Origin of the sequence: Bacillus sp. 123MFChir2, from assembly GCF_000383235.1 — a bacterium.
Lineage (GTDB): Bacteria > Bacillota > Bacilli > Bacillales > Bacillaceae_G > Bacillus_A.
Window position 1 is genome coordinate 18,546 of sequence record NZ_KB910946.1, and the last position, 25,112, is coordinate 43,657.

Sequence of the window (25,112 nt, forward strand, 5' to 3'; positions counted from 1 at the left end):
GTTACGCCCTTTTTTGTTTTAATGGAATCATTGTACAAATACGTTCAACAACAGCTTCTGTTGTTAAACCAATTTCTTCAAGAAGCTTAGAGACACTACCATGTTCAATGAAATGATCTGGAATACCCATACTCTCAATTAGCGCGTTATGATATCCATGTTCACTAGCAAACTCTAACACACCAGAACCAAATCCTCCAATTAAACACGCCTCTTCAATTGTTAAAATCGGCATATTCTTTCCTAATAGCTCATGCAAGTATGCTTCGTCCATTGGCTTAATAAAACGAGCATTTACAACCTTTACAGAAATCCCTTTCTTCTCAAGTGACTCTGCCGCTTCCATTGCCATCGGAATTGTCGTACCAAATGTTAGAATCACCGCTTGTGATCCTTCGCGAAGTGTTTCCCATGTACCGATTGGAATTTCTTTAAACTCTTCATCCATAGACACACCAAGTCCATTTCCACGTGCGTAACGAAGCGCAATTGGTCCATCTTCGTAGTTGATTGCTGTATATACCATATGTTGACCTTCATTTTCATCTTTCGGCATCATCAATACAATATTGGGAAGATGACGTAAAAATGCAATATCAAATATACCTTGATGCGTTTCTCCATCAGCTCCTACTAATCCGGCCCTGTCAATCCCGAAAAAGACATTTAAATTCTGGCGACATACGTCGTGAACAACTTGATCATAAGCGCGTTGTAAAAATGTAGAATAAATCGCTAAAAATGGCTTCATGCCTTGCGTTGCTAAACCAGCTGCCATTGTTACTGCATGCTGTTCAGCAATCCCTACATCAAACATACGATTCGGAAATTCTTTTGCAAATTTTTCAAGCTTTGATCCAACCGGCATTGCTGGTGTCACAGCTACGATACGTTGATCATTCTTCGCTAATTTACGAACTGCCTCACTAACAACTGAACTCCATGCCGGTGCAGCTTCTTTTGGCTTCACGAAATCACCAGACTCAATTTTGTACGGTCCTGTACCATGCCAAGTTCCAATTACATCACTTTCAGCTGGCTTATAGCCTTTTCCTTTTTTCGTAATGACATGAACAAGAACAGGGCCCTTCGTTTTCTTGGCATATTGAAGATTTTCAAATAAACCTTCATAATCATGCCCATCAACAGGTCCTAAATATGTGAAGCCTAACTCTTCAAAAAACACACCCGAAACGAGTAAATATTTCAAGCTATCTTTTACTTTTTCGGCAGTTGCAGCTACTTTACCACCGACAGCTGGAATTTTCTTCAATAAATATTCTAATTCATCTTTTACCCATTGATATTTCCCTGCTGTACGTAAACGTCCAAGCACGTTATGCAATGCACCAACGTTTGGTGCAATCGACATTTCATTATCATTTAAGATAACCGTCATATCTGTTTGTTCATGTCCAATATGATTAAGTGCTTCAAGCGCCATACCACCCGTTAATGCACCATCACCAATAATAGGAACAATGTATTCCTTCGTTTTCTTTAAATCACGAGCAAGCGCCATTCCCATGGCAGCAGATAAGGAAGTAGAGCTATGTCCCGTTTCCCATACATCATGTTCACTTTCACAACGCTTCGGAAAACCACATAAACCCTTATATTGTCTTAATGTTCCAAATTCCTTTGCACGCCCCGTTAAAATTTTATGTACATAGGATTGATGTCCTACATCCCATAAAAACTTATCTCTTGGACTATCGAATACTTTATGCAAAGCAATTGTGAGTTCTACTACACCTAGATTTGGAGCAATATGTCCACCTGTTTGAGAGAGCTCTTCAATTAAAAACTTTCGAATATCTTCGCTTAACGCTTCTAGCTCGCTTATAGACATACCCTTCAAAAAACTAGGATTTTGAATTTGCGTCAGATCCACCAGGATCACTCACTTTCGTTTCATAATCTGTCATCATATCAACTATTATACATCCGTAAAATATAGTTGCATTTAATTGTATTACAAAAATCAAGCATATTCTTTATTTTATCCCGCATTAACGGGCAGTAAGACCCCCACATCAAGATTGAGAGAGAAGCGAAGAAGATAAGTGGGGGATAAAGCCCCCCACTGATGGAAGTTTCACTTTATACGATGAAAAAAGAGCCGCTAACACAAAGTGATAACGGCAATGTAATCTACGTATATTTTTGCCAAAAAAAGAAAAGAAAAACCTTTGTTTACATTTATACCATAAAATCCTGAATGGCTCAACAAATGAAAACATTCTTATACTAGTGGTTGCGCTTTGCAATTAGATCACAAATTACTAACAAATATTCATCTTGTAATTGTAAAGAAGAAATAGCTTCTTTCGCTTTCGTAATGGTTTCTTCTAAAATTCGCTTCGCTTCCTCTACTGTAAATAACGTTGTATATGTACTTTTTTCATTTGTCATATCGCTTCCGACCGGTTTCCCAATCTCTTCTTCTATTCCTTCTACATCTAGAATATCATCACGAATTTGAAAAGCAAGTCCGACATACTTCGCAAAGGCAAGTAGTTTTTCTTGTTGCATAGCCGTAGCTCCTGATAATAACGCGCCAGCTAATACGGCAAATTCTAATAAACGTCCAGTTTTATTCTTATGAATATATTCTAACTCATGAAGGTTTAATCGCTTTCCTTCCGCTTCCATATCCGCAACTTGTCCACCAACCATTCCTTCTGGCCCTGCTGCTTTAGCGAGTTCTAGCGCGATGCGTAGTTTTGTTTCGGAAGTAATTTCTTTATTGTCTTGTTCTGTTACAACTTGGAATGCATATGTTAACAACCCGTCACCAGCTAGTACTGCCATTGCCTCACCAAACACTTTATGATTTGTTGGTTTCCCGCGGCGTAAGTCATCATCATCCATACAAGGTAAATCATCATGAATTAAAGAATATGTATGAATCATTTCTAATGCGCAAGCTGTACCTATCCCTAATTCTCTATCTTTTCCAAACGCTTGCAACGTCGCAAATAAAAGTAACGGACGGAGACGCTTTCCGCCCGCTTCTAATGAATACACCATCGCCTCGCGAAGTACCCTTGGACATTGCAGGGCGCTTGCATAACGCACAAGATTTTCTTCTACTAATGCTTTACTTTCTTTCATAAAAGCATCAAAAGTTAAATGCGTCATTCCACTTCCTCTCCTAAAGTAGAAAACGGACGAAGTTCACCATTTTCACCAAGTATGACAGCCATTTGTTCTTGTACATCTTTTAATTTTTCATCGCACAGTTTAGAAAGTTCCATACCTTCTTTGAAATACGAAATTGCTTCTTCAAGCGGAACATCACCTTGTTCGAGCTTGGAAACAATTTGTTCAAGCTTGGCAATCGCAGATTCAAAGCTCACTTTATTTTCCATCTCCTAGTTCACGCTCCTCTATTCCCCATACATTACAGTCTAGTACACCATCTTGAATATGCACTGTAATTTCATCTCCAAGCCCAATTTCTTTTATGCTTTTTAGCACCTGTTTCTCATTATTATAAACAAGACCGTAGCCTCGCATCATCACTCTAAGCGGACTTAACGTTTCTAATTTCTCTATCGCTCTTGTAAAAGCAAACTCTTTTCCTTGCAATAGAGACTGCATTTCACGTTGCAATTGCTTTTGCAATGTATCTAACGTAAGCTTCGTTTGTTCAATTTTTTGCGTGGGATGATGCTTCCCTAAATAAAATGACAATTGTTGAAGTTGATTCGTCTTCTTTTCTATGTATCGCTCTTTCATTTGTATCAACTTATCAATTGTACGATCCAATTGTTCTTCCTTTTGCTCATACAATTGCTTTGGATAGCGAAACGCATATGATTTTTGCAGTGCTTGCAAACGCTCCTGTTTAGAGTTCAACATCTCACGCATCACTCGCGTCAATCGAAGTGTACGCTGCCTCACTTTTTCTTCTAATTCAAGAATGTGAGGAACTGCCAATTCAGCTGCCGCTGTTGGCGTTGGAGCTCTTAAGTCCGCAACAAAATCTGCAATTGTAAAATCCGTTTCATGTCCTACAGCAGAAATAATTGGGATTTGACTCGCAAAAATTGCCCGGGCTACTGTTTCTTCATTAAACGCCCACAGTTCTTCTATTGAGCCTCCGCCGCGCCCAACAATTAACACATCGATAGCATGCATTTCATTCGCCTTTTCAATAGCTTGTACAATTGAGGGAGCTGCAAACTCTCCTTGTACTAAAACCGGAAATACAATTACTTTTCCGATTGGATAACGACGGGAAATTGTTGTCATAATATCCCGAATTGCTGCACCCGTTGGTGAGGTTATCACACCAATTGTTGTTGGATAAGTAGGAATTATTTGTTTGTATACTTGTGAAAACAACCCTTCTTCTTCTAAACGAGCCTTTAATTGCTCATACGCTAAATGCAGATTCCCTACTCCATCTGGCTGCATATCTTGAATATAGATTTGGTATGAACCACTTGCTTCATAAACAGAGATTTTCCCTTTTACAAGCACTTTCATCCCGTCTTCTGGTCTGAACTTTATATTACGATTATGACTCGCAAACATGACCGCAGCAATTCTTGCATTTTCATCTTTTAATGTGAAATACATATGACCACGGCTATGATATTTAAAATTTGAAATTTCTCCTTTTAACCAAACAGACTGCAAGTGAGGGTCATACTCTATTTTAGTTTTCATATAACGAGTTAACGCTGTAACGGTTAAATATTGCTTTTCCATCTCTCTCTCCTCATAGCCGCCATGCATTACTTACAAACAACACCTGTGCGCTGTGCAGATAATACTGTATTTTCTAATAGCATTGTAATCGTCATTGGGCCGACGCCTTTTGGTACTGGTGTAATGTGACTTGCAACGTTTAAAACATCGTCAAAATCAACATCACCGCACAGTTTCCCTGTTTCTAAACGGTTTACTCCGACATCAATTACAACTGCGCCTTCTTTTACGTAATCAGCTGTTACCATTTTCGCTCTTCCAACTGCAACAATTAAAATATCCGCTAATTTCGTTACTTCTTTTATATTCGCTGTTTTTGAATGACAATACGTTACTGTTGCATTCTCATTTAAAAACAGTTGTCCTACTGGTTTTCCAACAATATTACTTCGTCCAATAACAACAACGTGTTTCCCTGTAATATCAAGGTTTGTTTCTTTTACTAATTCTAAAATACCATGCGGTGTACATGGAAGGAACGTATCTTGTCCTGTCATCATACGACCAATACTGATTGGGTGGAAACCGTCCACATCTTTCTCTGGAGAAATTTTTTCAATGATAGCTTTCTCTTCAATATGGTTTGGCAACGGTAATTGCACTAAAATACCATGAATACGATCATCATTATTTAAACGGTCAATTTCCGCTAATAAACGATCTTGTGTAATGGAATCTGGAAATGTAATTAACTCAGAATAAATCCCAACTTGTTCGCAGCCTTTTTCTTTCCCCTTCACATACGAATGAGAAGCCGGATCGTCCCCGACTAAAATAACAGCTAACCCTGGTACAATTCCTTGTTTTTTTAGTTCTGCAACTTTTTCTTTTAACTGCGCTCTCTTTTTCTCTGCTACTTCATTTCCTTTGATGATTACTGCTACCATATCAAAATTCCCCCTTTAAAAATGACAAAGCTACTATTTCTCCCGCTCTAACGGGCAGTATAGCTTTCACATTCACATTCTAAAAATGAAAGGATAAAGATGAAAGATAACTGCCCGTAAAAGCTTGATCGGTAAGAACTTTCTTAAGCTAAGATGAAGCTTCCCCGATCAAGAAAGTCTTACTGTATGCTAGATAAAACGCCGTTAATAAAACGACGAGATTCCTCATCCCCATATGCTTTTGCAATTTCAATTGCTTCATTGATAGTTACGTTTTGCGGAATATCTTCCATGTATTTCATTTCATACACAGCAATTCGTAAAATACTGCGATCAACAATACTGATACGTTCTAATTTCCATTTTTTTAAATTTTGACGAATGAGCTCATCAATCGCTTCTTTATGCTCCACACATCCGCAGACAAGCGCTTCTAAAAATTCATTTGTATTTTCGCCTTCTTCAAGTGTGTTTTCTACTGCTACTTTCGGATTGTAGTCTCCGGTAATATCCATCTGATAGAGTGCTTGCATCGCTCTTTCTCTAGCCGTCCTACGTTTCATTGTAACTCTCCTTTGTGCTTCAAGTCTTTCTTATGTTTTGTTATATTATTATAATTTATAAGCCATCGAATTACTTATTCTTTATAATTTTTGTTCAGCTTTCAATCTTATAATACAATGATAATACCACAATTTATCGTTTCATACACGAGTTACCTAACGGAAAAATAATAAAAAGATTAACTTCAAGTTCCATATCATACCACAATGTACGTTTTTTTCAAAAACACAAGTTCACCTTTAAAAAAATTTATTTTTTAAATAATATAATTTCTTTGTGACTACTCAGTTACCTTTCTTTTTCCATTTAAATATAAAGAATGCAAATGATAAAAAAGGTGCCTGAATCACAAGGCACCTTTTTCAGTATTACACTGGTTCAATTTCTGTCTTTGGTGTCTCAAATGTTACACCAACGATATGAACGTTTATTTCTTTCGGTTCAAGACCTGTCATTGTAAACAACGCTTGACGAATATTATCTTGAATGTTTTGTGCAACAACTGGAATCGCTACACCAAAGTACATTAATACATATACATCAACGATAATATCATCATTTGCTAATTCTACTTTGACGCCTTTTCCATGATTTTTCTTCCCTAACTTCTCAACAACATCTGTTGCAAAGTTACCACGCATTGCTGCCACACCTTCTACTTCAGAAGCAGCAATACCTGCAATTACTTCAATTACTTCCGGTGCGATTTCTACTTTACCAAGAGTTGTATCTTGTCCCATGTCTAACATATGTTCAGCCATGAAAAAAACCTCCTTTAAATGTATCAGTGCGCCGTTAAATCATGCTGTTCTAAAAACTTCGTATTAAATTCACCTTGTACAAATTCAGGGTGGTCAAGAAGCTGTAAATGAAACGGAATCGTCGTATGTACACCCTCAATGACGAATTCACTTAACGCTCGTTTCATTTTCGCAATTGCTTCTTCACGTGTTTTCCCATAAACAATAAGCTTCGCAACCATCGAATCGTAATAAGGCGGAATCGTATACCCAGGATATACAGCTGAATCGACGCGAATACCGAATCCTCCTGGAGGTAAATACATTTCTACCTTTCCTGGAGATGGCATAAAGTTTTTGGCAGGGTTTTCCGCATTAATTCGGCACTCAATTGCCCAACCGTTAAATTGTACTTCTTCTTGCTGCAGTGATAACTGCTCTCCTGATGCAACACGAATTTGCTCTTTAATAAGGTCTACTCCCGTCACCATTTCAGTTACAGGATGTTCAACTTGAATTCGTGTATTCATTTCCATGAAATAGAAACTTTTCGTTTTATATTCGTAAATAAACTCAACTGTGCCAGCACCTGTATAATCTACTGCTGCTGCTGCTTTTACTGCTGCTTCTCCCATTTGTTGCCGGATAGTAGCATCTAAAGCCGGAGATGGTGACTCTTCTAACAGTTTTTGCAAACGACGCTGAATTGTACAATCACGCTCTCCCAAATGAATGACGTTACCATGATTATCTGCCATCACTTGAATTTCTACATGACGGAAATCTTCAATATACTTTTCTAAGTATACACCAGGGTTTCCAAAAGCGGTACTTGCCTCTTGCTGTGTAATTTGAATTCCTTTTACAAGCTCTTCTTCTGTACGTGCAACGCGAATTCCCTTTCCGCCGCCGCCCGCTGTTGCTTTAATAATGACAGGATATCCAATCTTCTCTGCAAGTGCTACTGCTTCTTCGATATTTTTAATAATGCCTTGTGAACCCGGTACAATTGGAACCCCTGCTTCCTTCATTGTATCACGTGCAACGTCTTTTGTGCCCATTTTTGAAATAGCTTCTGGGCTTGGACCGATAAAAATCAAATTACATTCACGGCAAAGCTCTGCAAAATCAGCATTTTCAGCTAAGAATCCATATCCAGGGTGAATTGCATCACAACCTGTTAATTTTGCAACGCTAATGATGTTTGTTAAGTTTAAATAACTTTCCTTTGATACAGTTGGACCAACGCAATATGCTTCATCCGCAATTTGTACATGAAGTGCTTCTTTATCTGCTTCAGAATAAATTGCAACTGTTTCAATATTCATTTCTTTGCAAGCACGAATAATTCGTACCGCAATTTCCCCACGATTCGCAATTAATACTTTTTTAATCATGATTCCAGACTCCCTTATTATGCTTTTACAAGAAATAGCGGTTGTCCATATTCAACAAGCTGACCGTTATTCACAAGAATTTCAACGATTTCTCCATTCACTTCCGCTTCAATTTCATTAAAGAGTTTCATTGCTTCTACGATACAAACAATTTTCCCTTCTGTTACGCGATCCCCTACATTTACATATGCCGAGGCATCTGGTGATGGCGATGCATAAAACGTTCCAACCATTGGGGATGTAATTTTAAGTAAGTTCTCATCTTGTAATACTTGTTTCTCTTCTTGCTTTGGATATTCTACTTGAGCTGGTGCAGCAACTACTTCTGGCGCTATAGCTTGTACAGGTTTCTGCACTGCCGTGGCAGGCTGGACAGCAATTACTTCATTGCCACGCTTTTTCATCTTAATTGTCGTACCATCTTTTTTGTATTCAAATTCATCAATATTAGAATCATCAATTAGCTTAATTAACTCACGAACTTCTTGTATTTTAAACATGTAAAATCCACTCCTATATACTTGTTTTTCCTGTTGTAACAACTCAAAACATCAGTAATAAATACCATGTACTGAATCCAGCTAGAACAGTCAATCTTAAATTCCTTCTCGCACTGTCAATGAAAAACTACTATGAAGTTTCATACTATATAAATACAAATTGAAAAACCTATATATCCAAGTTAAAAAACTGACATAAAAGCCCTTTTCTTTTTAAATGGGCGAGAGCGTCTGGCTATGCGTAGAAGCAATCAAGTCCTTTTTCTGCCACATGTGATGTTTAAACAAAGAGAGAAAGTAGCAGGGTACCTTTTGCTTGGCATGGCAGTGACTTGTATGTTGGAAAATCAAAATGTATTTATATGTATATACATCTTACGATAAATATTTTTAACATTCCAATTTTATTTCTTCTGTATGATGTATGAAAATCCCTGTCAAAGTAACAATATGCTATTTTATCCCGCTATTCGTGGGCAGTAATCCCCCCACTGAGTAAAGCTTCACTTTATCACCTAGTAATAATACCAAGTTTCACTCGAAATTGGCAAGACCACTTCCAAAAAAACACTCTCACCCACCTTATTACCTATAGAAAAATTTTTTCATTTTCCAGCATATAGATTGCTGTCATGTGGATAGAAATGGACCTACACCTTGCGACCTTTCTTTGTTTTAAAACTTTGCGCGTGGTAGGAAAAGCACTGACCGCTTCTATGCATAGCCAGTCCCTCAGGCCACTTAAAAAATGCTTTTCTGCCCTTTTTTCAACATATAGTTCATGGCTATGCAGAACAAAACATGACCTCATCTCGTTTACTCCCTTTGTTTTAAATCTTGCGCGTGGCAGGAAAAAGCACTGACCGCTTCTATACACAGCCAGGTGCACTCGCCCCTCGAAAAAGAAAAGGGTTTTTATTTATATTTTTTACTAAATACTTGAAGTTTATTTACATCCACTTCACATTCCCTTCATATTAAGATAGTATCGTAAAAATAGAATCATATACAGTGAGGTGAGGGACGTGAACATTTGGCTTATTCTCTTTCTACCAGCTGTTATTATTTGGAGCGTAGCACTCTTTATACAAATGAAATGCGGAAAAAGCAATCACTTTCGTCAAGAACCGATGATTTTTCATTCACAACAAATTTCTCCTATAAAAACCCCAGAAACAGAACTACAATTGCTAGATGAACTTCTAGCAGATAAAAAAAGCTATCGAATAAATCGATAGCTTTTTATTTTGCTATTTCATAGCGAACGTCTGCCATTAAGCCCGTCTCACTTTTTACAAGCTGTATAATTTTATTTGCTTCTTTTGCAGAAAGTTTTGTTGCTTTTACTGTCACTTTAATATCATTTCCATCTTTACGTACAAGTGTATCTTTATAACCGCCTTCTGATTTAATTAAAGTTTCTAATAACGTTTCTTTTGTCGCTAAATCCGTCAATGCATCAAATTCATTTTTTGCTTTATTTCTCTCTTCAGCAGAAGCGTTTGTTGAGTTCATTACATCTTGCAATTTTTCTTTCACTTCACTACGCTGATCCTCCATTTTTAAACGAAGTGCTGTGAAGCTATCATCACTAGCAGAATGACTGGTTACTTTCCCTTCTTTCTTACCTGTTTCTTTTTTACTCGTTTCCTTTTCAGAGCCTTGTTTCTCCTTCGCTCCCTCTCCTAACGATGTTGCCACTTCCCTTGTTTTATCTGGCGTCATTACATAGTAAACCGAAAGTACAATAACCAAGCTTAACATTGTTAATAACCAAACTGTTTGTTTTTTTAACACTTTATTTCCTCCCTAATTCTTTTTTGGTAAGACAGATACACGATGACTTGGAACCTCTAGCATACGCGTAACAGCTTCTATCACCATCTGTTTCACTTGTAAATTATCCACTCCTTTTGCAACAACAAGAACGCCGCGAACTTTCGGCTTATCTTCTCGAAGTACAATCGGAGCTTCTTTATCACCTTGGCGTACAATCACTGTTTTTTTATCCATCGATTCATCTTCAACTTTCCGCTTTCCGCCTTCTTTATCTGTTTCATCTGTCGTTTGCGATCGCTTTACTGAATTTTTATCTAGTATTTTTTCTTCTGATGAATCAAGATTAACTTCAATTGTTACATCTTTAACGCCTATAACACTTTCTAATGCTTCTTTTAATTGTTGTTCATATTCTTTTTCATATTTATCAATAGTAGATTTATTGTCACTATTCTTTTGTCCAAATGTTGGTACATCTTTCACTTGTTCTGTTTGCGATTTGAGAACAGGTACTTCTGGCTTTTTTGCTTGGAAAAGGTTACTAGAAAACATAAGGATGATCCCGAGTATGAGTAAAATGATTAAAAATTTTGCTGAAATTTTTTTCTCTTTCTCATCTTTTTCATTTCCTTTAAAAAGATTGCGAAGAAACTGTAATATATTATTCATTTACCTTCTCTATCCCCCCTTCCACCTGAATCTTAATTTTGTTCTCTTCTAATTGCCATTTGTTTGAGAAAAATTGTTTCATTTCAGTTGTATTTTGTTCTGACGTCTTTTGAGGTTCTTTCGCGTTAATTTCTATCTTTTGGATTGTTTCAATAGCTCCTGTTCGACTTCGCTCATTTGCCTGAAGCGATACAACAACAGACTGAATATCCTGCTGGGATTTCACTTCCTTTTTTCCTTCTGGTACTTTTATCTGTAAACTCGTAACGGCCATACCATATTGTTCTTCTAGTTCTTTTCCAACTTGTTTTTTCATTTGGACAGCCATCTGTTCTAAAATATATGCACGTTGTGAGGCTTGTATTTCTTTTTTCTTTTCACTAATTTTATTTTCTATTGATCCGTTTGCCATATACTTCTCCTGACTAGCATTTGCAATCACATCTTGAATATCTGTTTGAAACAATTTAAATAAGGGGGTTAAGATGAGAACGACTAGAAGCAAACTTACAACGAATTTTACATATTTTTGAAAATTCGAATTAGGAAGTAACATATGAAGCATCGTTGCTAATAAGAGAAACACAATAATATTTCGAATCCACTCCACAACAAATTGCAACCGTCTCAACTCCTAACGCATCATTAACGTAATGTTTCCAGCTGCGATAACAATTGTGATACTTAGAAAAAACATAAATGATACAATAGCCAAACAAGCAAACACGTATATAATACTTCTTCCGATAATATCCAGACATTGAATAATTGCTCCTCCACCGACTGGTTGCAGCACTGCTGCCGCAAATTTATAAATGAATGCAATGCAGAAAATTTGAATAGCAGGAAAGGCAACGATAAGTAATAAAATGACAACCCCAACAATCCCCACTGTATTTTTCAATAGAGCCGATGCACTAAGTACAGTGTCTGCTGCTTCAGTAAACATTCGGCCGACAACTGGGATAAAGTTTCCTGTTACAAACTTTGCTGTTTTCACCGCAATTCCATCCGCTACTGCCGTTGTCGTTCCTTGTACAGAGAGCACACCAAGAAAGATTGTTAAAAAAATCCCAATGATGCTAACGCTAACATTTTGCAGCAGCTTGGACAATTTTGTAACTTTATATTGATCGCTCATTGTACTGACAATACTTAAAATTGTAGCAAGGAGAAGAAGCGGTAAAACAATATAATTCATAAGCATCCCGCTCGTATTCATTAAAAAAACAATAATTGGATGGAAGAAGGAAACAGATACAACACCGCCACCTGTCGCAATGAGCGCTAATAAAATAGGGAGGAGTGCTAAAATGAAATCGATCATTGTTTGAATAGTGTCTCTTGTATACGTCATAACAACGTAGAAACTGTTTAAAGCAAAGACGATAAGTACCATATAGACAACAGCATCCGCTATTTTCCCCACGCTACTTTTCGCAAAAGCAGATTGAAGCGACTGCAAAAGTGCGCTAAAAATAGTAAGCATAATGAGTGTCCCAAGGAGCTTTCCGTTAGCTACTAATTCATGAAATAAATACTTTAGTAATCCAATCATCCACTCTTTAATTGAAAACTCTTTTTCCCCTTTAACAAACTCCATAAAACTTCCCTTTTGACTTTCTGGTAAATATCCACCGTACTTCGCAACAAGGTCATCCCAATATTTCTTTACATCCTCTATCCCAAGCTTTCCTAGTTGTTCATCTACAACATTATGTCCTGGGGGAGAAGCTTGTACGAGAATTGGAAAAGAAAAAAAGAGGAAAAAAGCAAACAAAAGCTTCATTCCAAACGGGCGCACAATTCATCCTCCTTTATCCGGTTGGTAAAAAACCAAGAATCGTTTCGATTACAACCGTTAATATTGGAATCGCCATTACTAAAATTAAAATTTTCCCTGCTAATTCAATTTTTGAAGCAATCGCACCTTGCCCAGCATCTTTTGTAATTTGTGCACCGAATTCTGCAATATAAGCAATTCCAATAATTTTCAGTAGCGTTTCCACGTACACATTGCTCACTTTCGCTTCATTTGCAATACGCTCAATCATTGTTAAAATAGAATGAATTTGATCAATTACAAGTAAAAACATAACGCTACTAACAAATACAATAAACAATGAAGTTACACTCGATTTATGCTGATTCAATACTGCAGCCAAAAAAGTCGCTACAAGTCCAAGCCCTACAATTTGTAATATTTCGATTCGAATCGCCCCCTTTACTGAAAAAGAAAGACGCTTTTAATCTTGTCAAACAAATTGTTAATTAAAAAGGCAACTTGGAATAAAATTACGACAAATCCAACGAGAATCACCCAGTTGGCAATATCTTCTCGCTTTAGTTCTTTCAGCACAGTATGAATGAAAGCTAATATAATACCAATTCCTGCAATTTGAAAGATTAATCCAACGTCAATCGACATCACCTTTCCCCCTTACAACAGTAAAATCACGATAAGTAATCCTGTTAATACTCCTAAACTTTTCATCATCTTTTCGTACTGAATTTGCATTTCCTTTGCTTCTCCTTCTTCTCTCTCTAAGTGAGTAATACATAAGCGAATATGCTTTTGCTGCGACTCACGATCATGTTGTCCTAGCGTTTCTCCAAATTGCTGTAGAATCTCATATTCTGTTTGCTTCAATGCTGTAAGTTTCCAGTTTTCTTGTAAACTATCCATCCATGCTTCCCGAACCGTTTGCTCTCCCCTTTCTAATCGTTCATGAAAACTATGAAATAACCAGTTCAAAGGCTTTGGCATTTGTTTTACAAGACGTGCAGCTGCCTCTGACAATGGGGTATGTCCATACATAATTTCCGCCTCAAGTGATTGAAGGGCTGCCTTTAACAACCGTAGTTGGCGAGGACGCTCACTATATTTTTTCGCATATGAAAAACCAAAAAATGTTGATACGGCCACAATAAGTGCAGCACCAAAAAATTTAATCATCCGCTCAGCACCTTCTCTCCGCGGCGAATCGGTTTTCCACTGCCATCCTTCACATTCATAATCGTTCCTGGTCCTTTTATTTTAGAAAGCTCAATAAAGCGTTCAAAAACGCCCAGTTCTATAATTTCCCTTAACGAAGGTCGTTTCAGTATATCTTCATGTTCTTTTCCATGCACACTAGTAAACAATTGAACACCAGCATGAACAGCTTCCATAATTGCTTCGCTATCTTCTGGCCGGCCGATTTCGTCAACAATTAATATATCGGGACTCATTGAACGAATCATCATCATCATACCTTCTGCTTTTGGACATGCATCTAGCACATCCATTCTTGTTCCAAACTCATATTGCGGTACACCTTTCACGCACCCCGCAATTTCTGACCTTTCATCTACAATACCAACTTTACAAGAGGGAATATGTTGCCTTGGAACACCTGCACTCATGAGGCGCGCTACATCACGCAGTAATGTTGTTTTACCTGTTTGCGGCGGGCCGATAATCATTGTATTGAGCCAATGCTTCTCATATAAATAGGGTATAAGCGGCTCAGCAATCCCTTTTTTTTGCCGAGCAATTCGAACATTAAATGACGCCACATCTCGAATCATTTTCACTGCGCTCTTTTCCATAATGACTTTGCCCGCTAAACCAACGCGATGCCCTCCGCGCAATGTAACATACCCTCGCTTTAATTCTTCTTCCATCGTATAAAGTGAATATTGACTCAGCTTATTCAGCAAATACGCTGCGTCCTCTCTCGTCACAATATAGTTATAAAAATGTGCTTCCCCGCGCGCAATACATTCAAGCGGTCTTCCAATCCGAATCCGAATTTCTTCCAATCCGTCACATTCTTTATAGTCACGTATAAAATGTGCAATTTGCTTTGGCAACATCTCTAATACTTCTTTCATAGCTCTCTCCCCATCACATCGCTATTTCAGTACCGCAATAAAAATACAGCCAATTCCAAGCGCCAAAAAAAATAATTTCAAATAAGAAATTTCACTCGTAACGCTCGCAATTCCAATTGACATCGTTACAATTAAAACAGTTGGGCCAACAAATGCTAGCATGCCATTTACAAACAACGCTTTTTTTGCATCATTGAAATACAACATAAGCAAAGCGGCAAAAATTTCTATGCTTCCCGAGAAGATCCTAAGAAGCGCCATTACAAGCACAGACGTTTCAAGTGCCGCTAGCCACTGTTTCATCCTCTCACCTTCTCTCGTTATCCTTACACCGTCCTAACAGCACACATATATCCCGTTCAAACAAGATAAAAGAGTACATTTGTACAACCATATGCACAGGTTGTCTATTTCAGAAGTTAAAAAGAATTTTTTAAATTATCAAATAAACATAAGTTACTATTCGCAAAATATGGTATATTGAAATAAAAGGAGGAATATATGAAAATTCTGAAAATAACAATTACAATCATTATAGAAGTAGCTATTATTTTCTTATTTGCCAAATTTGTTAATTGGACATTTATGGAAAGTTTCTTTTTAGGAAGTTTGGCCATTTTCGGACTCACATGGCTTTTTCTTTTAAATATGAACCGAAACGCGAATATAGATCGTACCATTACAAAAAATTTGTCGGGGGTTAACAGCGGAGAAATAACACCTTTTCAAATCCGAATGAATCCCTATATGACAGGGACTCTTCTGCTACTTACTATTAGCTTTATTATTACTGTCATTTATTACCTACCTTATTTTACATAAAAAAACACTCGTGGATTATCAATTCCATGAGTGTTCTTTTCATTACGCACGAGAAACGTATTTTGATTCTCCCGTGTTAATAATAAGCATTTCACCTTCATTAATGAAAATCGGTACTTGTACAACTAGACCAGTTTCTAATGTAGCTGGTTTTGTTACGTTAGAAGCTGTATCGCCTTTAATGCCTGGCTCAGTCTCAACAACTTTTAACTCAACAGTGTTTGGAAGTTCTACACCAAGTACTTCGCCTTGATATGTCATGATTGATACTTCCATGTTTTCTTTCAAGAATTTTAATTCATGTTCGATTTGCTTATCAGCAAGTTCGATTTGCTCGTATGTTCCGTTATCCATGAATACATGAGCATCACCGCTTGCATATAAATATTGCATACGACGGTTTTCGATATGCGCTTTTTCTACTTTTTCACCAGCACGGAATGTTTTTTCTTGAACAGAACCTGTGCGAAGGTTACGTAATTTAGAGCGAACAAACGCTGCACCTTTACCTGGTTTTACGTGTTGGAAATCGATAACCTGCCATAGGCTGTTGTCCACCGCAATTGTTAATCCTGTACGAAAATCATTTACTGAAATCATGCAAAAAATCCTCCTGTGTATTACAAAATAATAAGTTCTTTTGGAGATTTAGTTAACACTTCATTACCTTCAGCCGTTACTATAATATCATCTTCAATGCGAACTCCGCCTACATTTGGAATATAAATTCCCGGTTCTACAGTGACTGCCATTCCTGGCTCAAGTACCGTTTCAGAGCGGAATGCTAAGCCTGGTGCTTCATGGATTTCAAGACCAATTCCATGACCTGTAGAATGTCCGAAATATTCACCATATCCTTTTTCAGTTATGTAGTCACGTGTTAATGCATCTGCCACGCGACCAGTTAAACCAGCTTTAATACCGTTTACACCACGTAATTGTGCTTCTAGTACGATATTATAAATTTCCTTTAATTTATCAGACGGCTCACCTACTGCAATTGTACGAGTAATATCAGAACAATATCCTTTATAGTAAGCACCGAAGTCTAATGTAACAAAATCTCCCTTTTCTATCAACTTTTCAGATGCCACGCCGTGCGGCAATGCTGAACGCAGTCCTGAAGCAACGATAATATCAAACGAAGAAGAGGTTGCTCCTTGCTTTCTCATGAAAAATTCAAGTTCATTTGACACTTCAATCTCAGATACTCCCGGGCGAATAAATGATAGAATATGCTCAAAGGCAGCATCTGCAATCTGTGCAGCTTCCTTTAATATCTTAATCTCTGAATCAGTCTTAATCAAGCGTAACTTTTCTACAATACCAGAAGTTGCAACAAATTCTGCATCAACTTCTCCTCTATATGCCGTATAAGAGCTATATGTAAGAGTATCTTGCTCAAAGCCAAGCTTTTGGATTCCTAAGTCTTTTACTTGTTTGGCAACTTCTTCAAGAATCGTACCTGCATGCTGTACGATTTCATAACCAACCGTTTGTTTTTGCGCTTGTTCAACGTAACGGAAATCTGTAATAAATAAAGCGCGTTCGTTTGAAATTAATACAACGCCCGCTGTTCCTGTAAAGTTTGTCATATATCTACGGCTATGTTGATTCGTTAATAAAATACCATCAATACCCGCTTCTCCAAATGCATTTCTTAATTTCGTAAGTTTCTCCATGAATTACGCCTCCCGAATTTTCTCCGCTAATGCAAGTAACGCTAAATGATAGCCATACAAACCGAATCCTACAATTTGCCCCGCTGTGACCGGCGCTGTAACAGATACGTGGCGAAACGATTCGCGCTGGTGAATATTTGAAATATGTACCTCAATAACAGGAATCGAAACACTCGCAATTGCATCACGAATTGCATAGCTATAATGCGTAAATGCTCCTGGGTTTAGAATAATTCCTTTATATGTATCCTCGGCCTCATGAATGATATCAATAATGGCACCTTCATGATTAGATTGGAAACACTCTAGCTCCACTCCCAAATTTCCTGCTTGTTGCTTCATATCTGTTTCTAATGACGCTAACGTCCCCGTACCATATACATTAACCTCTCGCACACCGAGACGGTTTAAATTAGGACCGTTAACGAGGAGCAACTTCTCCATATATCTAACTCCTTAATAAAAATGTATATATAAATCCAAATTTTAAAATGACATAAAACCCTTTTCTTTTTAGATGGGCGAGAGCGTCTAGCCATGCATAGAAGCGGTTAGGGCCTTTTTCTGCCACATGCGTTGTTCAAACAAAAGAGAAAGCGAGTAGCTCGTTACTTTTTGTTTAGCATGGCGGCAACTTTTGTGCCCAAAGGTCAAATTGGACTTGTATATAACATTCTATCACACCCCTCACTTATTTGAATAGTTTGTCTTTTCCCCGCCCCTTGTACTAATATTGTTATTCACCTCGAATGAGACGGAGTACGCAATAAAAACCCCATATAAAATAAAAATACATGCCGTCGTTACAATCGTTTCCTTAGGCATTTCCATCATGCTTTTTATAACTGGCGCAACAGGTGGAATTGCAAAGAATAGTAATCCCCACCACAAAAGCCCATATATAATACCTGGAATTAAACCTTCAAACTTACCCAAAGCTGCTTTATATATAAACGCCAAAAGAATTGAAAGTATCCCCATACATATAATACCAGCTATATTTCCCCATGCCCCTTCTTTCCAATCTCCAAGCGCAAATGGGAGCAACAAATAATTAGGTCCCGCGGCAGTAAAAGAAAAAATATAAAGAAAGTACCAAACAGCTCCCCAAAATAAGCCTCCAAACACACCTATTTGGACAATTTTTTTCGTAACAGTTTGTTCTTGTTTCACATCCACACCTCCGCCTACTAGTATGTCCGAAACTTATTTAAAGCATGTTTAAATACTGCGAAATTTGTCTATAAAAAGAATAGAAAATGTCAGCCTAACCTGTTGATTTTCCTTGTCAGAAATGTACTTTTGTCGATAAAATAAAGGAAACTGTAGTGATGTCACCACAATATAATGACATTACCTAGAGTCGCTACCTCTTTTCTGAGAAGAGAGAAACAAATACAGGTTGGTGTTGACATGACAGAGAAGACAAAACAAATCTACGGCGGTCAAGCGGTAGTAGAAGGAGTTATGTTTGGCGGTAGAGAATATACTGTTACAGCAATTCGTCGTAAAGATAAGTCTATCGAATTTTATCGATTACCTCGCGTTCGTAATAAAGTATCATCTATGTTTAAAAAAATTCCATTTCTACGCGGAATTGCAGCAATTATTGATGCAAGTGCAAACGGAGCAAAGCATTTAAATTTTGCTTCAGAACGCTTTGATGTAGATCCTTCAGAGGATGCACAATTCGCACAGAAAAAAGAAGAACAGTCAAAGTTAACGATGATACTTAGCGTTGCAGCAGTCGGTGTTTTATCCTTTATCTTCGGAAAAGTGATTTTCACGGCAGCTCCTGCACTTTTAGCAGAACTAACAAGACCTGTTTTTCCATCTCATGCAGGGCAAATCATTGTTGAGAGTATTATTAAACTTATGTTGTTGCTTAGTTACATTTATTTTGTTTCATTGACTCCACTTATTAAACGTGTATTTCAATATCACGGAGCAGAACATAAAGTAATTAATGCCCATGAGAACAATCTTCCATTGACAGTAAAAAACGTGCAAAAACAAACTCGTCTCCATTATCGGTGCGGCAGCAGCTTTATTTTATTTACTGTTATTATCGGAATGTTTGTATATTTTCTCGTTCCAACCGATCCTCTTTGGATTCGCGTTTTAAATCGTATTTTGCTCATTCCTGTAGTGCTAGGTATTTCATTTGAAGTGTTGCAATTTACAAACAGCTTACGAGGTGTTCCAGTGCTCCGCGCATTAGGATATCCTGGCTTATGGCTTCAGCTGTTAACAACGAAAGAACCAACAGATGATCAAGTTGAAGTAGCCATTGCATCATTTGAAGAACTACTGCGTTTAGAAAGAAAACAGCAATAACTTTTTCGTAATGTTATTCAATTCCGTAACCTTTCGTTAATAAACTAATTAAAATATCTTTCATTTTAGGAGGTGTTCCTTATGAACGGTCGCTCTTTTATGTTCGCTCTATTTGTTGTAATTGTCGGATTGGCAATATTTAACCTTGTATCATTCACAATTGAAGACCCAATGGGAGTTGTAAAAAACATTATGATTATGCTCGTTGTTGTTGGAGTCTTTTATTTACTTTATAAAATGCTTACAAGTTCGAGCAGTTCAGCTAATAACTCACAATCTTCCTACAAACGTGCTGCGAAACAATCTAACCGAAAATATGGAAAACAAAATGTAACACCCCTAAGTAACAATCTGTTAAAGAAAAATGCTTCCGATACGAAAGGAAAGAAAGAAAATACTTCCTTCCTAAAACGAAAAAGAAAGCAATCTCATTTAACAGTCATTGAAGGTAAAAAAGGTAAAAAGAAAGACCGCGCTTCTTTTTAAGAAGTGTGGTCTTTCTTTTTTATTATATGTTCAATTACTGCGCTTGTTCTTCATTTGCCTTTTGCACACTACGAAGCTTCTCAATGCGTTGCTCATCTTGCTCAAAATACTGCACTAAATCGCCAATACGATCGATAGCTTCCCAGCTTAAATGATGCTCAATTCCTTCTACATCATTATAAATCTTACTTTCATCTACACCGATAATACGCATAAACTGTTCTAACAATTCATGACGATAAACAAGGCGCTTACCAATCTTTTTCCCTTTTGTTGTTAATACAAGCCCTCTATATTTTTCATAAATTAGATATTCATCTTTATCAAGCTTTTGTACCATTTTTGTTACAGAGGATGGATGTACACTAAGCGCTTCCGCAATATCAGACACACGGGCATATCCCTTTTCTTCAATTAGCAAATAAATTTGTTCGATATAATCTTCCATACTAGGAGTAGGCATCGTTTTCCTCCATCCAATTCAGTTTATAAATTCCGCACTAAGCAATCAATAAAATGATACAACAGAAAGGATATTGTGACAAGGGGATAAACAACCCCTTTTTCCGCAACACACAAAACAACCCACGTTATATATGTGAGTTGTTTTGTGTGAAATATTGGTAACTACTCAATCACTTTATGAAAAAAGGCAGAAAAGCATTTTTTTAATTGGGCGAGAAGGACTAGCCATGCATAGGAGGGGTCAAGGCCTTTTCCTGTCACGTGCAAGGTTTGAAAACAAAAGTAGCCAATACGTGCAGGCCCCTGCCCTGTTTGCATGACAGCAGTCTATATGCAAAAAAATGAATTTACAAGCAATAGAGAGACACATCTGCACTAGAATCATACCCTTTTCTAAATTCCTAAAAGGTATAGCTGAATAGTTACAAATATTAACAAATGTCATTTCTAATTGTTTCTCCTAATCTCATTTCCTCCTCTTTTGGATTAACATATTTTTCAATTCCGTATCGAGCTTTGTGTTTGGATAGCGCTGCTGGATTACTTTTTTTGCTTGGTACCCGCTTCAGTAACTTGCCTTGCAAGTTACTGAATGCTATAATCCAAATTACAACTATCTTGTACAGCAAGTTACCCGGAGGTGCTCACATAATGCACAGTCAAATGTTAAAAGGTGTGCTAGAAGGGTGTATTTTATATATCATTTCACACGAAGAAGTGTATGGATACGAACTCAGTACAAAATTACATCAACACGGCTTTACATTCGTAAGTGAAGGGAGTATCTATCCCCTATTGTTACGAATGCAAAAAGAAAAGCTCATTGAAGGGACATTGAAAGCCTCCAACCTTGGACCGAAGCGTAAATATTATCACGTTACAAAAAAAGGATTTGAACAGCTGGAGGAATTTAAAAAGAGCTGGGATATGGTATCAACCACAGTAAATGATTTATTAAAGGGAGAGTGAAACGGATGAAGGCGAAAGACATGGTTGAACTCAATAATAAAAAGCGTGATTTATTAACAGACAAAAATGAAGCAGCTTATGGGGATATGCTTGTCTATCTTCGATTAGCTGACGTTCCAGAGCGGCAAGTAGAAGAGCTATTATTAGAAATTTTAGATCATCTTCTTGAGGCACAAGAAGATGGAAAAAATGCTTACGATGTATTTGGAAATGACCTGCAAAGTTATTGTGATGAATTAGTTAGTGTATTACCTAGCCAAACAATGTTGGAAAAGTTTTCCTTTTACGGTTTCATGATTAGTTTACTGCTTGCTATCCAGTTTGGTATAGATACAGTAGCTGCACTTGGGTTTTCTTTTTCAAAAAAAGAAAATCACATTTCTAGTGTACCATTTAGTATTCCCGGAACTTTGTTATCAATCATTATGATTACTGGCGGCATTTTTGTTATTTTATATTTGTTAAAACGTGATTCATTTAACCAAGCAATGAATCTGAAGCAAAGAATTACATTTGGTTTAGCTTTTTCGATTCCATTTTGTTCATCTGTATTTTTTAATATTCATTTTAAAAAACAAAGCTATCTGTCCTACAACTTACCGATTTGGCAAGGTGCCCTATTAGCCCTTTTCTTTTACATTTCGTACAAATTTCTATATAAAACTTCAAGATTTTAACAGCCTATTTTACAGGCTGTTTTTCTTCTGTCTAATTTTACAAATTAAAAAATTTCATAAACAAAAAAAGAAAAATGCAAAATAATTAAAGTAAATTGTTGACGTGATGCTTTTATTATCGGTATCATATTTCTTCGTGAGCAATTATTTTTCGTTATACGATTTTTTTATTATTACTGAATTTTTGAGAGGGGAAATTTGATGTCACTTAAGAAGAAAACGCAAGTACGCACCGGCAAAATGGTACGTGAACTAATGTTAGCAGATGAAGATGTAAATGCTTCGCTAATTATGGTATATAGTGAAAACGGTGTAAACGCAGAAATTAAAATCGAGGGCTTAACGCCAAAATGTAACGAAGAATTATTTTTGAGCGGAAAAGTAGATTGGAACAAGAGCGTTATTTATAAAATTGTCGATTTTACTGGCAATGCTGAAGTTGGGAAAGTGACTTTAAGCGCCATGAATAAAAACAATGTTTCACTGCAAATTGAACGCGTGATGTGGAGTAAAGAAACAAAAGAAGAAATTGCAGAATTAGAAGACAATACATTATCCGTTGTCGAAACGCCAACTCCGAAGAAAGAAACAATTGTTGAAACTTCAAAAGAAGTGACGCCTGTAACAAAACCAGTTGACAATGTCGCACCTACACAAGCACCGATTCCAAAGCCAGTGCGTCCAGAACCTGTAGTTAAAACTACACCAAAACCTGTACAAAAAGAAGTAGTGGCACCAACTACAGTACAAAAAGAGGCTACTGTATCAACTCCAGCAAAGCCAACACCTTCAGTTAAACAACCTGTGACAAATCAACAAAATTCTGAATTACAGGAAAAATATGTTCGTCTTGTAAAACAAGCTATAGATGTATGTCAAGATTACGAACTTGGGATGGACGTTGATGATTCTATCGAGAACTTAAAAAATGAGTTACAAAAACAAGGTATATCAGTAGCATTCGATGCAGAAATTATGGATGTTGTAAACCGTTTGCGTTCATTAAAGCAAAAAGGCATTAAAGTAGAAAAAGTATTGAACCTATTATAAATTACAAAGCTTTCCCCTGCTAGGAAAGCTCTCACTCATATAAAAAAAGGAGATGGCTATCCATCTCCTTATTTCTTGTAATTCCATTCATCGCTTTCATACTTTTCTTTTGCTAATGTTTGCACTTCATGAAGTTGTTCTTCTGTTAATTCATACGGTACAAGTTCTGCATTTAATCCTTTTTCAAATCCAACATGGAATGCATCGATAAGTTGCTGAATAGTAAAAGTACGATCCGTTAATTCATTAATTGCAATTGCTTTTGAAGAGAACATTTTTTTCATACGTTCTTTCACACGTTCATTTGGAAACAGGAACAAATCATATAGCATATCTAAGTCGATTTCTAACGGAATGGAACCGTGCTGTAAAATAACGCCTTTTTGCCTAGTTTGTGCACTTCCAGCAATTTTGCGCCCTTCGACAACAATTTCATACCATGACGGAGCATCAAAACAAACTGCTGAACGTGGATTTTTCAAATTATCGCGCTCCTCAGCTGTTTTTGGTACTGCGAAATAAGCTTCTAAACCTAATGCTTTAAATCCATCTAGCAACCCTTGTGATATAACGCGATATGCTTCTGTCACTGTTTTTGGCATGTTTGGATGTTCTTCAGACACAATGACACTATACGTTAATTCTTTATCATGAAGAACGCCTCGTCCACCTGTTTGACGACGTACAAAACCAAAACCATTACTATGTACTGCATCCATATCAATTTCTTTTGAAACACGCTGAAAATAACCGACTGTTAACGTCGGAACTTCCCATTCATAAAAACGAATGGTTGGTGGCATTTTCTTTTCACTTTGCCAATTTAACAAACATTCATCTAACGCCATATTAAACGCCGGAGAGCATTTACCGGAATTTATATAACACCATTTTTCCTTTTCCATCCCACACCTCATATAACTAATTTTTTTCACATTCTCTAGTCTATCAAATTCGATAAAATTTGTGAAAGAATACGAAATTTCTTCTAATGTAAAATGAACTTGTTGCATAAATACATATGGGCATTATAATATGGAGAGTAGGATAAGAAAAAGGGAGCGATATAATCGTGTCAACAAATGTTATTATTTTACTAGCCATAACTGCAGGATTCATCGGCTATTCTGTATGGATGTATTTCTATCAGAAAAAATTAATTAAAACACTTTCAGAAGAAGAATTTCGCGCTGGTTACCGTAAGGCACAGCTTATCGATATTCGTGAAGCGGACGAATATAATGCTGGACACATTTTAGGAGCGCGCAATATTCCGATTTCACAAATACGTCTTCGTTACAAAGAACTTCGTACTGATCAACCGATTTATATGTACTGCCAAAACGGTTTCAGAACAGGCCGCGCAGCACAATTCTTAAAGAAACACGGCTATAAAGAATTTTATCAATTACAAGGCGGCTTTAAAACTTGGTCTGGTAAAGTAAAAAAGAAAAACTCATAATAATTAGCTAGCTTGTCCTACGCACAAG

Annotated in this window: 32 protein-coding genes; 8 read left to right on the forward strand and 24 right to left on the reverse strand. The window is 37.0% G+C overall.

Annotation, left to right across the window (positions count from 1 at the left end):
- Position 1: 1 nt before the first annotated feature.
- From dxs to accB, 9 genes are all read right to left on the reverse strand, one after another.
- Positions 2-1,894 (reverse strand): 1-deoxy-D-xylulose-5-phosphate synthase, encoded by a 1,893-nt coding sequence (gene dxs / locus H280_RS0113015; RefSeq protein ID WP_020061568.1) that lies wholly within the window; start codon positions 1,892-1,894, stop codon positions 2-4.
- Between the two features lie 356 nt (positions 1,895-2,250).
- Positions 2,251-3,144, reverse strand: a complete 894-nt coding sequence (locus H280_RS0113020; protein ID WP_020061569.1) for a polyprenyl synthetase family protein — start codon at positions 3,142-3,144, stop codon at positions 2,251-2,253.
- Positions 3,141-3,374: an exodeoxyribonuclease VII small subunit gene (locus H280_RS0113025; protein WP_020061570.1), complete on the reverse strand. Its 234-nt coding sequence runs from the start codon at positions 3,372-3,374 to the stop codon at positions 3,141-3,143. Before H280_RS0113025 ends, H280_RS0113020 begins: the two co-directional genes overlap by 4 nt.
- A complete protein-coding gene (gene xseA / locus H280_RS0113030) occupies positions 3,364-4,722 on the reverse strand; it encodes an exodeoxyribonuclease VII large subunit (RefSeq protein ID WP_028411222.1) in 1,359 nt (452 codons plus the stop codon). The genes H280_RS0113025 and xseA overlap by 11 nt, the downstream gene beginning before the upstream one ends.
- Positions 4,723-4,748: 26 nt before the next feature.
- Positions 4,749-5,609, reverse strand: a complete 861-nt coding sequence (folD, locus tag H280_RS0113035; protein WP_020061572.1) for a bifunctional methylenetetrahydrofolate dehydrogenase/methenyltetrahydrofolate cyclohydrolase FolD — start codon at positions 5,607-5,609, stop codon at positions 4,749-4,751.
- A 179-nt stretch (positions 5,610-5,788) separates the two neighbouring features.
- Positions 5,789-6,172 carry a transcription antitermination factor NusB gene (gene nusB / locus H280_RS0113040; RefSeq protein ID WP_020061573.1) on the reverse strand — a complete coding sequence of 128 codons (384 nt, stop codon included), beginning with the start codon at positions 6,170-6,172 and terminating at the stop codon, positions 5,789-5,791.
- A gap of 369 nt (positions 6,173-6,541) precedes the next feature.
- Positions 6,542-6,934, reverse strand: a complete 393-nt coding sequence (locus H280_RS0113045) for an Asp23/Gls24 family envelope stress response protein (RefSeq protein ID WP_020061574.1) — start codon at positions 6,932-6,934, stop codon at positions 6,542-6,544.
- A gap of 23 nt (positions 6,935-6,957) precedes the next feature.
- Positions 6,958-8,310: an acetyl-CoA carboxylase biotin carboxylase subunit gene (gene accC, locus H280_RS0113050; protein ID WP_020061575.1), complete on the reverse strand. Its 1,353-nt coding sequence runs from the start codon at positions 8,308-8,310 to the stop codon at positions 6,958-6,960.
- Positions 8,311-8,327: 17 nt separating this feature from the next.
- The gene (accB, locus tag H280_RS0113055; protein ID WP_020061576.1) at positions 8,328-8,810 is read right to left on the reverse strand and encodes an acetyl-CoA carboxylase biotin carboxyl carrier protein; all 483 of its coding nucleotides are present in this window, start codon (positions 8,808-8,810) and stop codon (positions 8,328-8,330) included.
- Between the two features lie 1,025 nt (positions 8,811-9,835).
- Here accB and H280_RS0113065 point away from each other — a divergent pair.
- Positions 9,836-10,048 carry a hypothetical protein gene (locus tag H280_RS0113065; protein WP_020061578.1) on the forward strand — a complete coding sequence of 71 codons (213 nt, stop codon included), beginning with the start codon at positions 9,836-9,838 and terminating at the stop codon, positions 10,046-10,048.
- 4 nt (positions 10,049-10,052) lie between these two features.
- Here H280_RS0113065 and H280_RS0113070 read toward each other — a convergent pair whose 3' ends face one another.
- Genes H280_RS0113070 through H280_RS0113110 form a run of 9 tightly spaced genes read right to left on the reverse strand, consistent with a single transcriptional unit; the run spans position 10,053 to position 15,437 of the window.
- Complete coding sequence (locus tag H280_RS0113070; protein ID WP_020061579.1) at positions 10,053-10,607, reverse strand: SpoIIIAH-like family protein; 555 nt, start codon at positions 10,605-10,607, stop codon at positions 10,053-10,055.
- 12 nt (positions 10,608-10,619) lie between these two features.
- Positions 10,620-11,258, reverse strand: coding sequence for a stage III sporulation protein AG (spoIIIAG, locus tag H280_RS0113075; protein ID WP_020061580.1), 639 nt, complete (start codon positions 11,256-11,258; stop codon positions 10,620-10,622).
- Positions 11,251-11,880, reverse strand: a complete 630-nt coding sequence (gene spoIIIAF, locus H280_RS0113080; protein ID WP_020061581.1) for a stage III sporulation protein AF — start codon at positions 11,878-11,880, stop codon at positions 11,251-11,253. The genes spoIIIAG and spoIIIAF overlap by 8 nt, the downstream gene beginning before the upstream one ends.
- A gap of 12 nt (positions 11,881-11,892) precedes the next feature.
- Positions 11,893-13,065, reverse strand: coding sequence for a stage III sporulation protein AE (spoIIIAE, locus tag H280_RS0113085; RefSeq protein WP_028411225.1), 1,173 nt, complete (start codon positions 13,063-13,065; stop codon positions 11,893-11,895).
- A 10-nt stretch (positions 13,066-13,075) separates the two neighbouring features.
- On the reverse strand, positions 13,076-13,462 hold the full coding sequence (gene spoIIIAD, locus H280_RS0113090) for a stage III sporulation protein AD (protein WP_081625659.1): 387 nt from the start codon (positions 13,460-13,462) through the stop codon (positions 13,076-13,078).
- 20 nt (positions 13,463-13,482) lie between these two features.
- Positions 13,483-13,686 carry a stage III sporulation protein AC gene (spoIIIAC, locus tag H280_RS0113095; protein WP_020061584.1) on the reverse strand — a complete coding sequence of 68 codons (204 nt, stop codon included), beginning with the start codon at positions 13,684-13,686 and terminating at the stop codon, positions 13,483-13,485.
- 12 nt (positions 13,687-13,698) lie between these two features.
- A complete protein-coding gene (gene spoIIIAB, locus H280_RS0113100) occupies positions 13,699-14,214 on the reverse strand; it encodes a stage III sporulation protein SpoIIIAB (protein WP_020061585.1) in 516 nt (171 codons plus the stop codon).
- Complete coding sequence (gene spoIIIAA / locus H280_RS0113105; protein WP_020061586.1) at positions 14,211-15,134, reverse strand: stage III sporulation protein AA; 924 nt, start codon at positions 15,132-15,134, stop codon at positions 14,211-14,213. The genes spoIIIAB and spoIIIAA overlap by 4 nt, the downstream gene beginning before the upstream one ends.
- 21 nt (positions 15,135-15,155) lie before the next feature.
- Complete coding sequence (locus tag H280_RS0113110; RefSeq protein WP_020061587.1) at positions 15,156-15,437, reverse strand: YqhV family protein; 282 nt, start codon at positions 15,435-15,437, stop codon at positions 15,156-15,158.
- Between the two features lie 198 nt (positions 15,438-15,635).
- On the opposite strand from H280_RS0113110, the gene H280_RS0113115 reads away from it, so the two are divergent.
- Positions 15,636-15,956: a hypothetical protein gene (locus H280_RS0113115; RefSeq protein ID WP_020061588.1), complete on the forward strand. Its 321-nt coding sequence runs from the start codon at positions 15,636-15,638 to the stop codon at positions 15,954-15,956.
- 42 nt (positions 15,957-15,998) lie between these two features.
- Here H280_RS0113115 and efp read toward each other — a convergent pair whose 3' ends face one another.
- The 4 genes from efp to H280_RS0113135 form a co-directional block, all read right to left on the reverse strand.
- Positions 15,999-16,556: an elongation factor P gene (gene efp / locus H280_RS0113120; RefSeq protein ID WP_020061589.1), complete on the reverse strand. Its 558-nt coding sequence runs from the start codon at positions 16,554-16,556 to the stop codon at positions 15,999-16,001.
- Positions 16,557-16,576: 20 nt separating this feature from the next.
- On the reverse strand, positions 16,577-17,638 hold the full coding sequence (gene pepQ, locus H280_RS0113125) for a Xaa-Pro dipeptidase (protein WP_020061590.1): 1,062 nt from the start codon (positions 17,636-17,638) through the stop codon (positions 16,577-16,579).
- A gap of 3 nt (positions 17,639-17,641) precedes the next feature.
- Positions 17,642-18,082 carry a type II 3-dehydroquinate dehydratase gene (aroQ, locus tag H280_RS0113130; protein WP_020061591.1) on the reverse strand — a complete coding sequence of 147 codons (441 nt, stop codon included), beginning with the start codon at positions 18,080-18,082 and terminating at the stop codon, positions 17,642-17,644.
- A gap of 243 nt (positions 18,083-18,325) precedes the next feature.
- A complete protein-coding gene (locus H280_RS0113135) occupies positions 18,326-18,811 on the reverse strand; it encodes a YqhR family membrane protein (RefSeq protein ID WP_020061592.1) in 486 nt (161 codons plus the stop codon).
- Between the two features lie 240 nt (positions 18,812-19,051).
- On the opposite strand from H280_RS0113135, the gene H280_RS0113140 reads away from it, so the two are divergent.
- Positions 19,052-19,975 (forward strand): DUF1385 domain-containing protein, encoded by a 924-nt coding sequence (locus H280_RS0113140; protein ID WP_020061593.1) that lies wholly within the window; start codon positions 19,052-19,054, stop codon positions 19,973-19,975.
- Positions 19,976-20,056: 81 nt separating this feature from the next.
- The gene (locus H280_RS0113145; protein ID WP_020061594.1) at positions 20,057-20,461 is read left to right on the forward strand and encodes an SA1362 family protein; all 405 of its coding nucleotides are present in this window, start codon (positions 20,057-20,059) and stop codon (positions 20,459-20,461) included.
- Between the two features lie 34 nt (positions 20,462-20,495).
- On the opposite strand, the gene mntR is transcribed toward H280_RS0113145, so the two are convergent.
- Complete coding sequence (gene mntR / locus H280_RS0113150; protein ID WP_020061595.1) at positions 20,496-20,924, reverse strand: transcriptional regulator MntR; 429 nt, start codon at positions 20,922-20,924, stop codon at positions 20,496-20,498.
- Between the two features lie 653 nt (positions 20,925-21,577).
- On the opposite strand from mntR, the gene H280_RS0113155 reads away from it, so the two are divergent.
- The 3 genes from H280_RS0113155 to H280_RS0113165 all read left to right on the forward strand — a co-directional run bounded on the left by H280_RS0113155 (position 21,578) and on the right by H280_RS0113165 (position 23,622).
- Positions 21,578-21,895, forward strand: coding sequence for a PadR family transcriptional regulator (locus tag H280_RS0113155; protein WP_020061596.1), 318 nt, complete (start codon positions 21,578-21,580; stop codon positions 21,893-21,895).
- A 5-nt stretch (positions 21,896-21,900) separates the two neighbouring features.
- On the forward strand, positions 21,901-22,572 hold the full coding sequence (locus H280_RS0113160) for a hypothetical protein (protein WP_020061597.1): 672 nt from the start codon (positions 21,901-21,903) through the stop codon (positions 22,570-22,572).
- A gap of 201 nt (positions 22,573-22,773) precedes the next feature.
- Entirely contained in the window at positions 22,774-23,622 is an 849-nt protein-coding gene (locus tag H280_RS0113165) for a hypothetical protein (protein WP_020061598.1), read from the forward strand.
- A gap of 68 nt (positions 23,623-23,690) precedes the next feature.
- Here H280_RS0113165 and H280_RS0113170 read toward each other — a convergent pair whose 3' ends face one another.
- Positions 23,691-24,527, reverse strand: coding sequence for a lipoate--protein ligase family protein (locus H280_RS0113170; protein WP_020061599.1), 837 nt, complete (start codon positions 24,525-24,527; stop codon positions 23,691-23,693).
- A 167-nt stretch (positions 24,528-24,694) separates the two neighbouring features.
- Here H280_RS0113170 and H280_RS0113175 point away from each other — a divergent pair, with 167 nt between their 5' ends.
- The gene (locus H280_RS0113175; RefSeq protein ID WP_020061600.1) at positions 24,695-25,084 is read left to right on the forward strand and encodes a rhodanese-like domain-containing protein; all 390 of its coding nucleotides are present in this window, start codon (positions 24,695-24,697) and stop codon (positions 25,082-25,084) included.
- The last annotated feature ends 28 nt before the right edge of the window (positions 25,085-25,112 follow it).

Excerpts from the sequence above, each read along its gene's own strand:
- H280_RS0113020 (WP_020061569.1), bottom strand. The coding sequence starts at position 3,144 with ATGACGCATTTAACTTTTGATGCTTTTATGAAAGAAAGTAAAGCATTA.
- H280_RS0113025 (WP_020061570.1), bottom strand. The coding sequence starts at position 3,374 with ATGGAAAATAAAGTGAGCTTTGAATCTGCGATTGCCAAGCTTGAACAA.
- xseA (WP_028411222.1), bottom strand. The coding sequence starts at position 4,722 with ATGGAAAAGCAATATTTAACCGTTACAGCGTTAACTCGTTATATGAAA.
- folD (WP_020061572.1), bottom strand. The coding sequence starts at position 5,609 with ATGGTAGCAGTAATCATCAAAGGAAATGAAGTAGCAGAGAAAAAGAGA.
- nusB (WP_020061573.1), bottom strand. The coding sequence starts at position 6,172 with ATGAAACGTAGGACGGCTAGAGAAAGAGCGATGCAAGCACTCTATCAG.
- H280_RS0113045 (WP_020061574.1), bottom strand. The coding sequence starts at position 6,934 with ATGGCTGAACATATGTTAGACATGGGACAAGATACAACTCTTGGTAAA.
- accC (WP_020061575.1), bottom strand. The coding sequence starts at position 8,310 with ATGATTAAAAAAGTATTAATTGCGAATCGTGGGGAAATTGCGGTACGA.
- accB (WP_020061576.1), bottom strand. The coding sequence starts at position 8,810 with ATGTTTAAAATACAAGAAGTTCGTGAGTTAATTAAGCTAATTGATGAT.
- spoIIIAG (WP_020061580.1), bottom strand. The coding sequence starts at position 11,258 with ATGAATAATATATTACAGTTTCTTCGCAATCTTTTTAAAGGAAATGAA.
- spoIIIAC (WP_020061584.1), bottom strand. The coding sequence starts at position 13,686 with ATGTCGATTGACGTTGGATTAATCTTTCAAATTGCAGGAATTGGTATT.
- spoIIIAB (WP_020061585.1), bottom strand. The coding sequence starts at position 14,214 with ATGATTAAATTTTTTGGTGCTGCACTTATTGTGGCCGTATCAACATTT.
- spoIIIAA (WP_020061586.1), bottom strand. The coding sequence starts at position 15,134 with ATGAAAGAAGTATTAGAGATGTTGCCAAAGCAAATTGCACATTTTATA.
- H280_RS0113110 (WP_020061587.1), bottom strand. The coding sequence starts at position 15,437 with ATGAAACAGTGGCTAGCGGCACTTGAAACGTCTGTGCTTGTAATGGCG.
- H280_RS0113115 (WP_020061588.1), top strand. The coding sequence starts at position 15,636 with ATGAAAATTCTGAAAATAACAATTACAATCATTATAGAAGTAGCTATT.
- efp (WP_020061589.1), bottom strand. The coding sequence starts at position 16,556 with ATGATTTCAGTAAATGATTTTCGTACAGGATTAACAATTGCGGTGGAC.
- pepQ (WP_020061590.1), bottom strand. The coding sequence starts at position 17,638 with ATGGAGAAACTTACGAAATTAAGAAATGCATTTGGAGAAGCGGGTATT.
- aroQ (WP_020061591.1), bottom strand. The coding sequence starts at position 18,082 with ATGGAGAAGTTGCTCCTCGTTAACGGTCCTAATTTAAACCGTCTCGGT.
- H280_RS0113140 (WP_020061593.1), top strand. The coding sequence starts at position 19,052 with ATGACAGAGAAGACAAAACAAATCTACGGCGGTCAAGCGGTAGTAGAA.
- H280_RS0113145 (WP_020061594.1), top strand. The coding sequence starts at position 20,057 with ATGAACGGTCGCTCTTTTATGTTCGCTCTATTTGTTGTAATTGTCGGA.
- mntR (WP_020061595.1), bottom strand. The coding sequence starts at position 20,924 with ATGCCTACTCCTAGTATGGAAGATTATATCGAACAAATTTATTTGCTA.
- H280_RS0113155 (WP_020061596.1), top strand. The coding sequence starts at position 21,578 with ATGCACAGTCAAATGTTAAAAGGTGTGCTAGAAGGGTGTATTTTATAT.
- H280_RS0113160 (WP_020061597.1), top strand. The coding sequence starts at position 21,901 with ATGAAGGCGAAAGACATGGTTGAACTCAATAATAAAAAGCGTGATTTA.
- H280_RS0113165 (WP_020061598.1), top strand. The coding sequence starts at position 22,774 with ATGTCACTTAAGAAGAAAACGCAAGTACGCACCGGCAAAATGGTACGT.
- H280_RS0113170 (WP_020061599.1), bottom strand. The coding sequence starts at position 24,527 with ATGGAAAAGGAAAAATGGTGTTATATAAATTCCGGTAAATGCTCTCCG.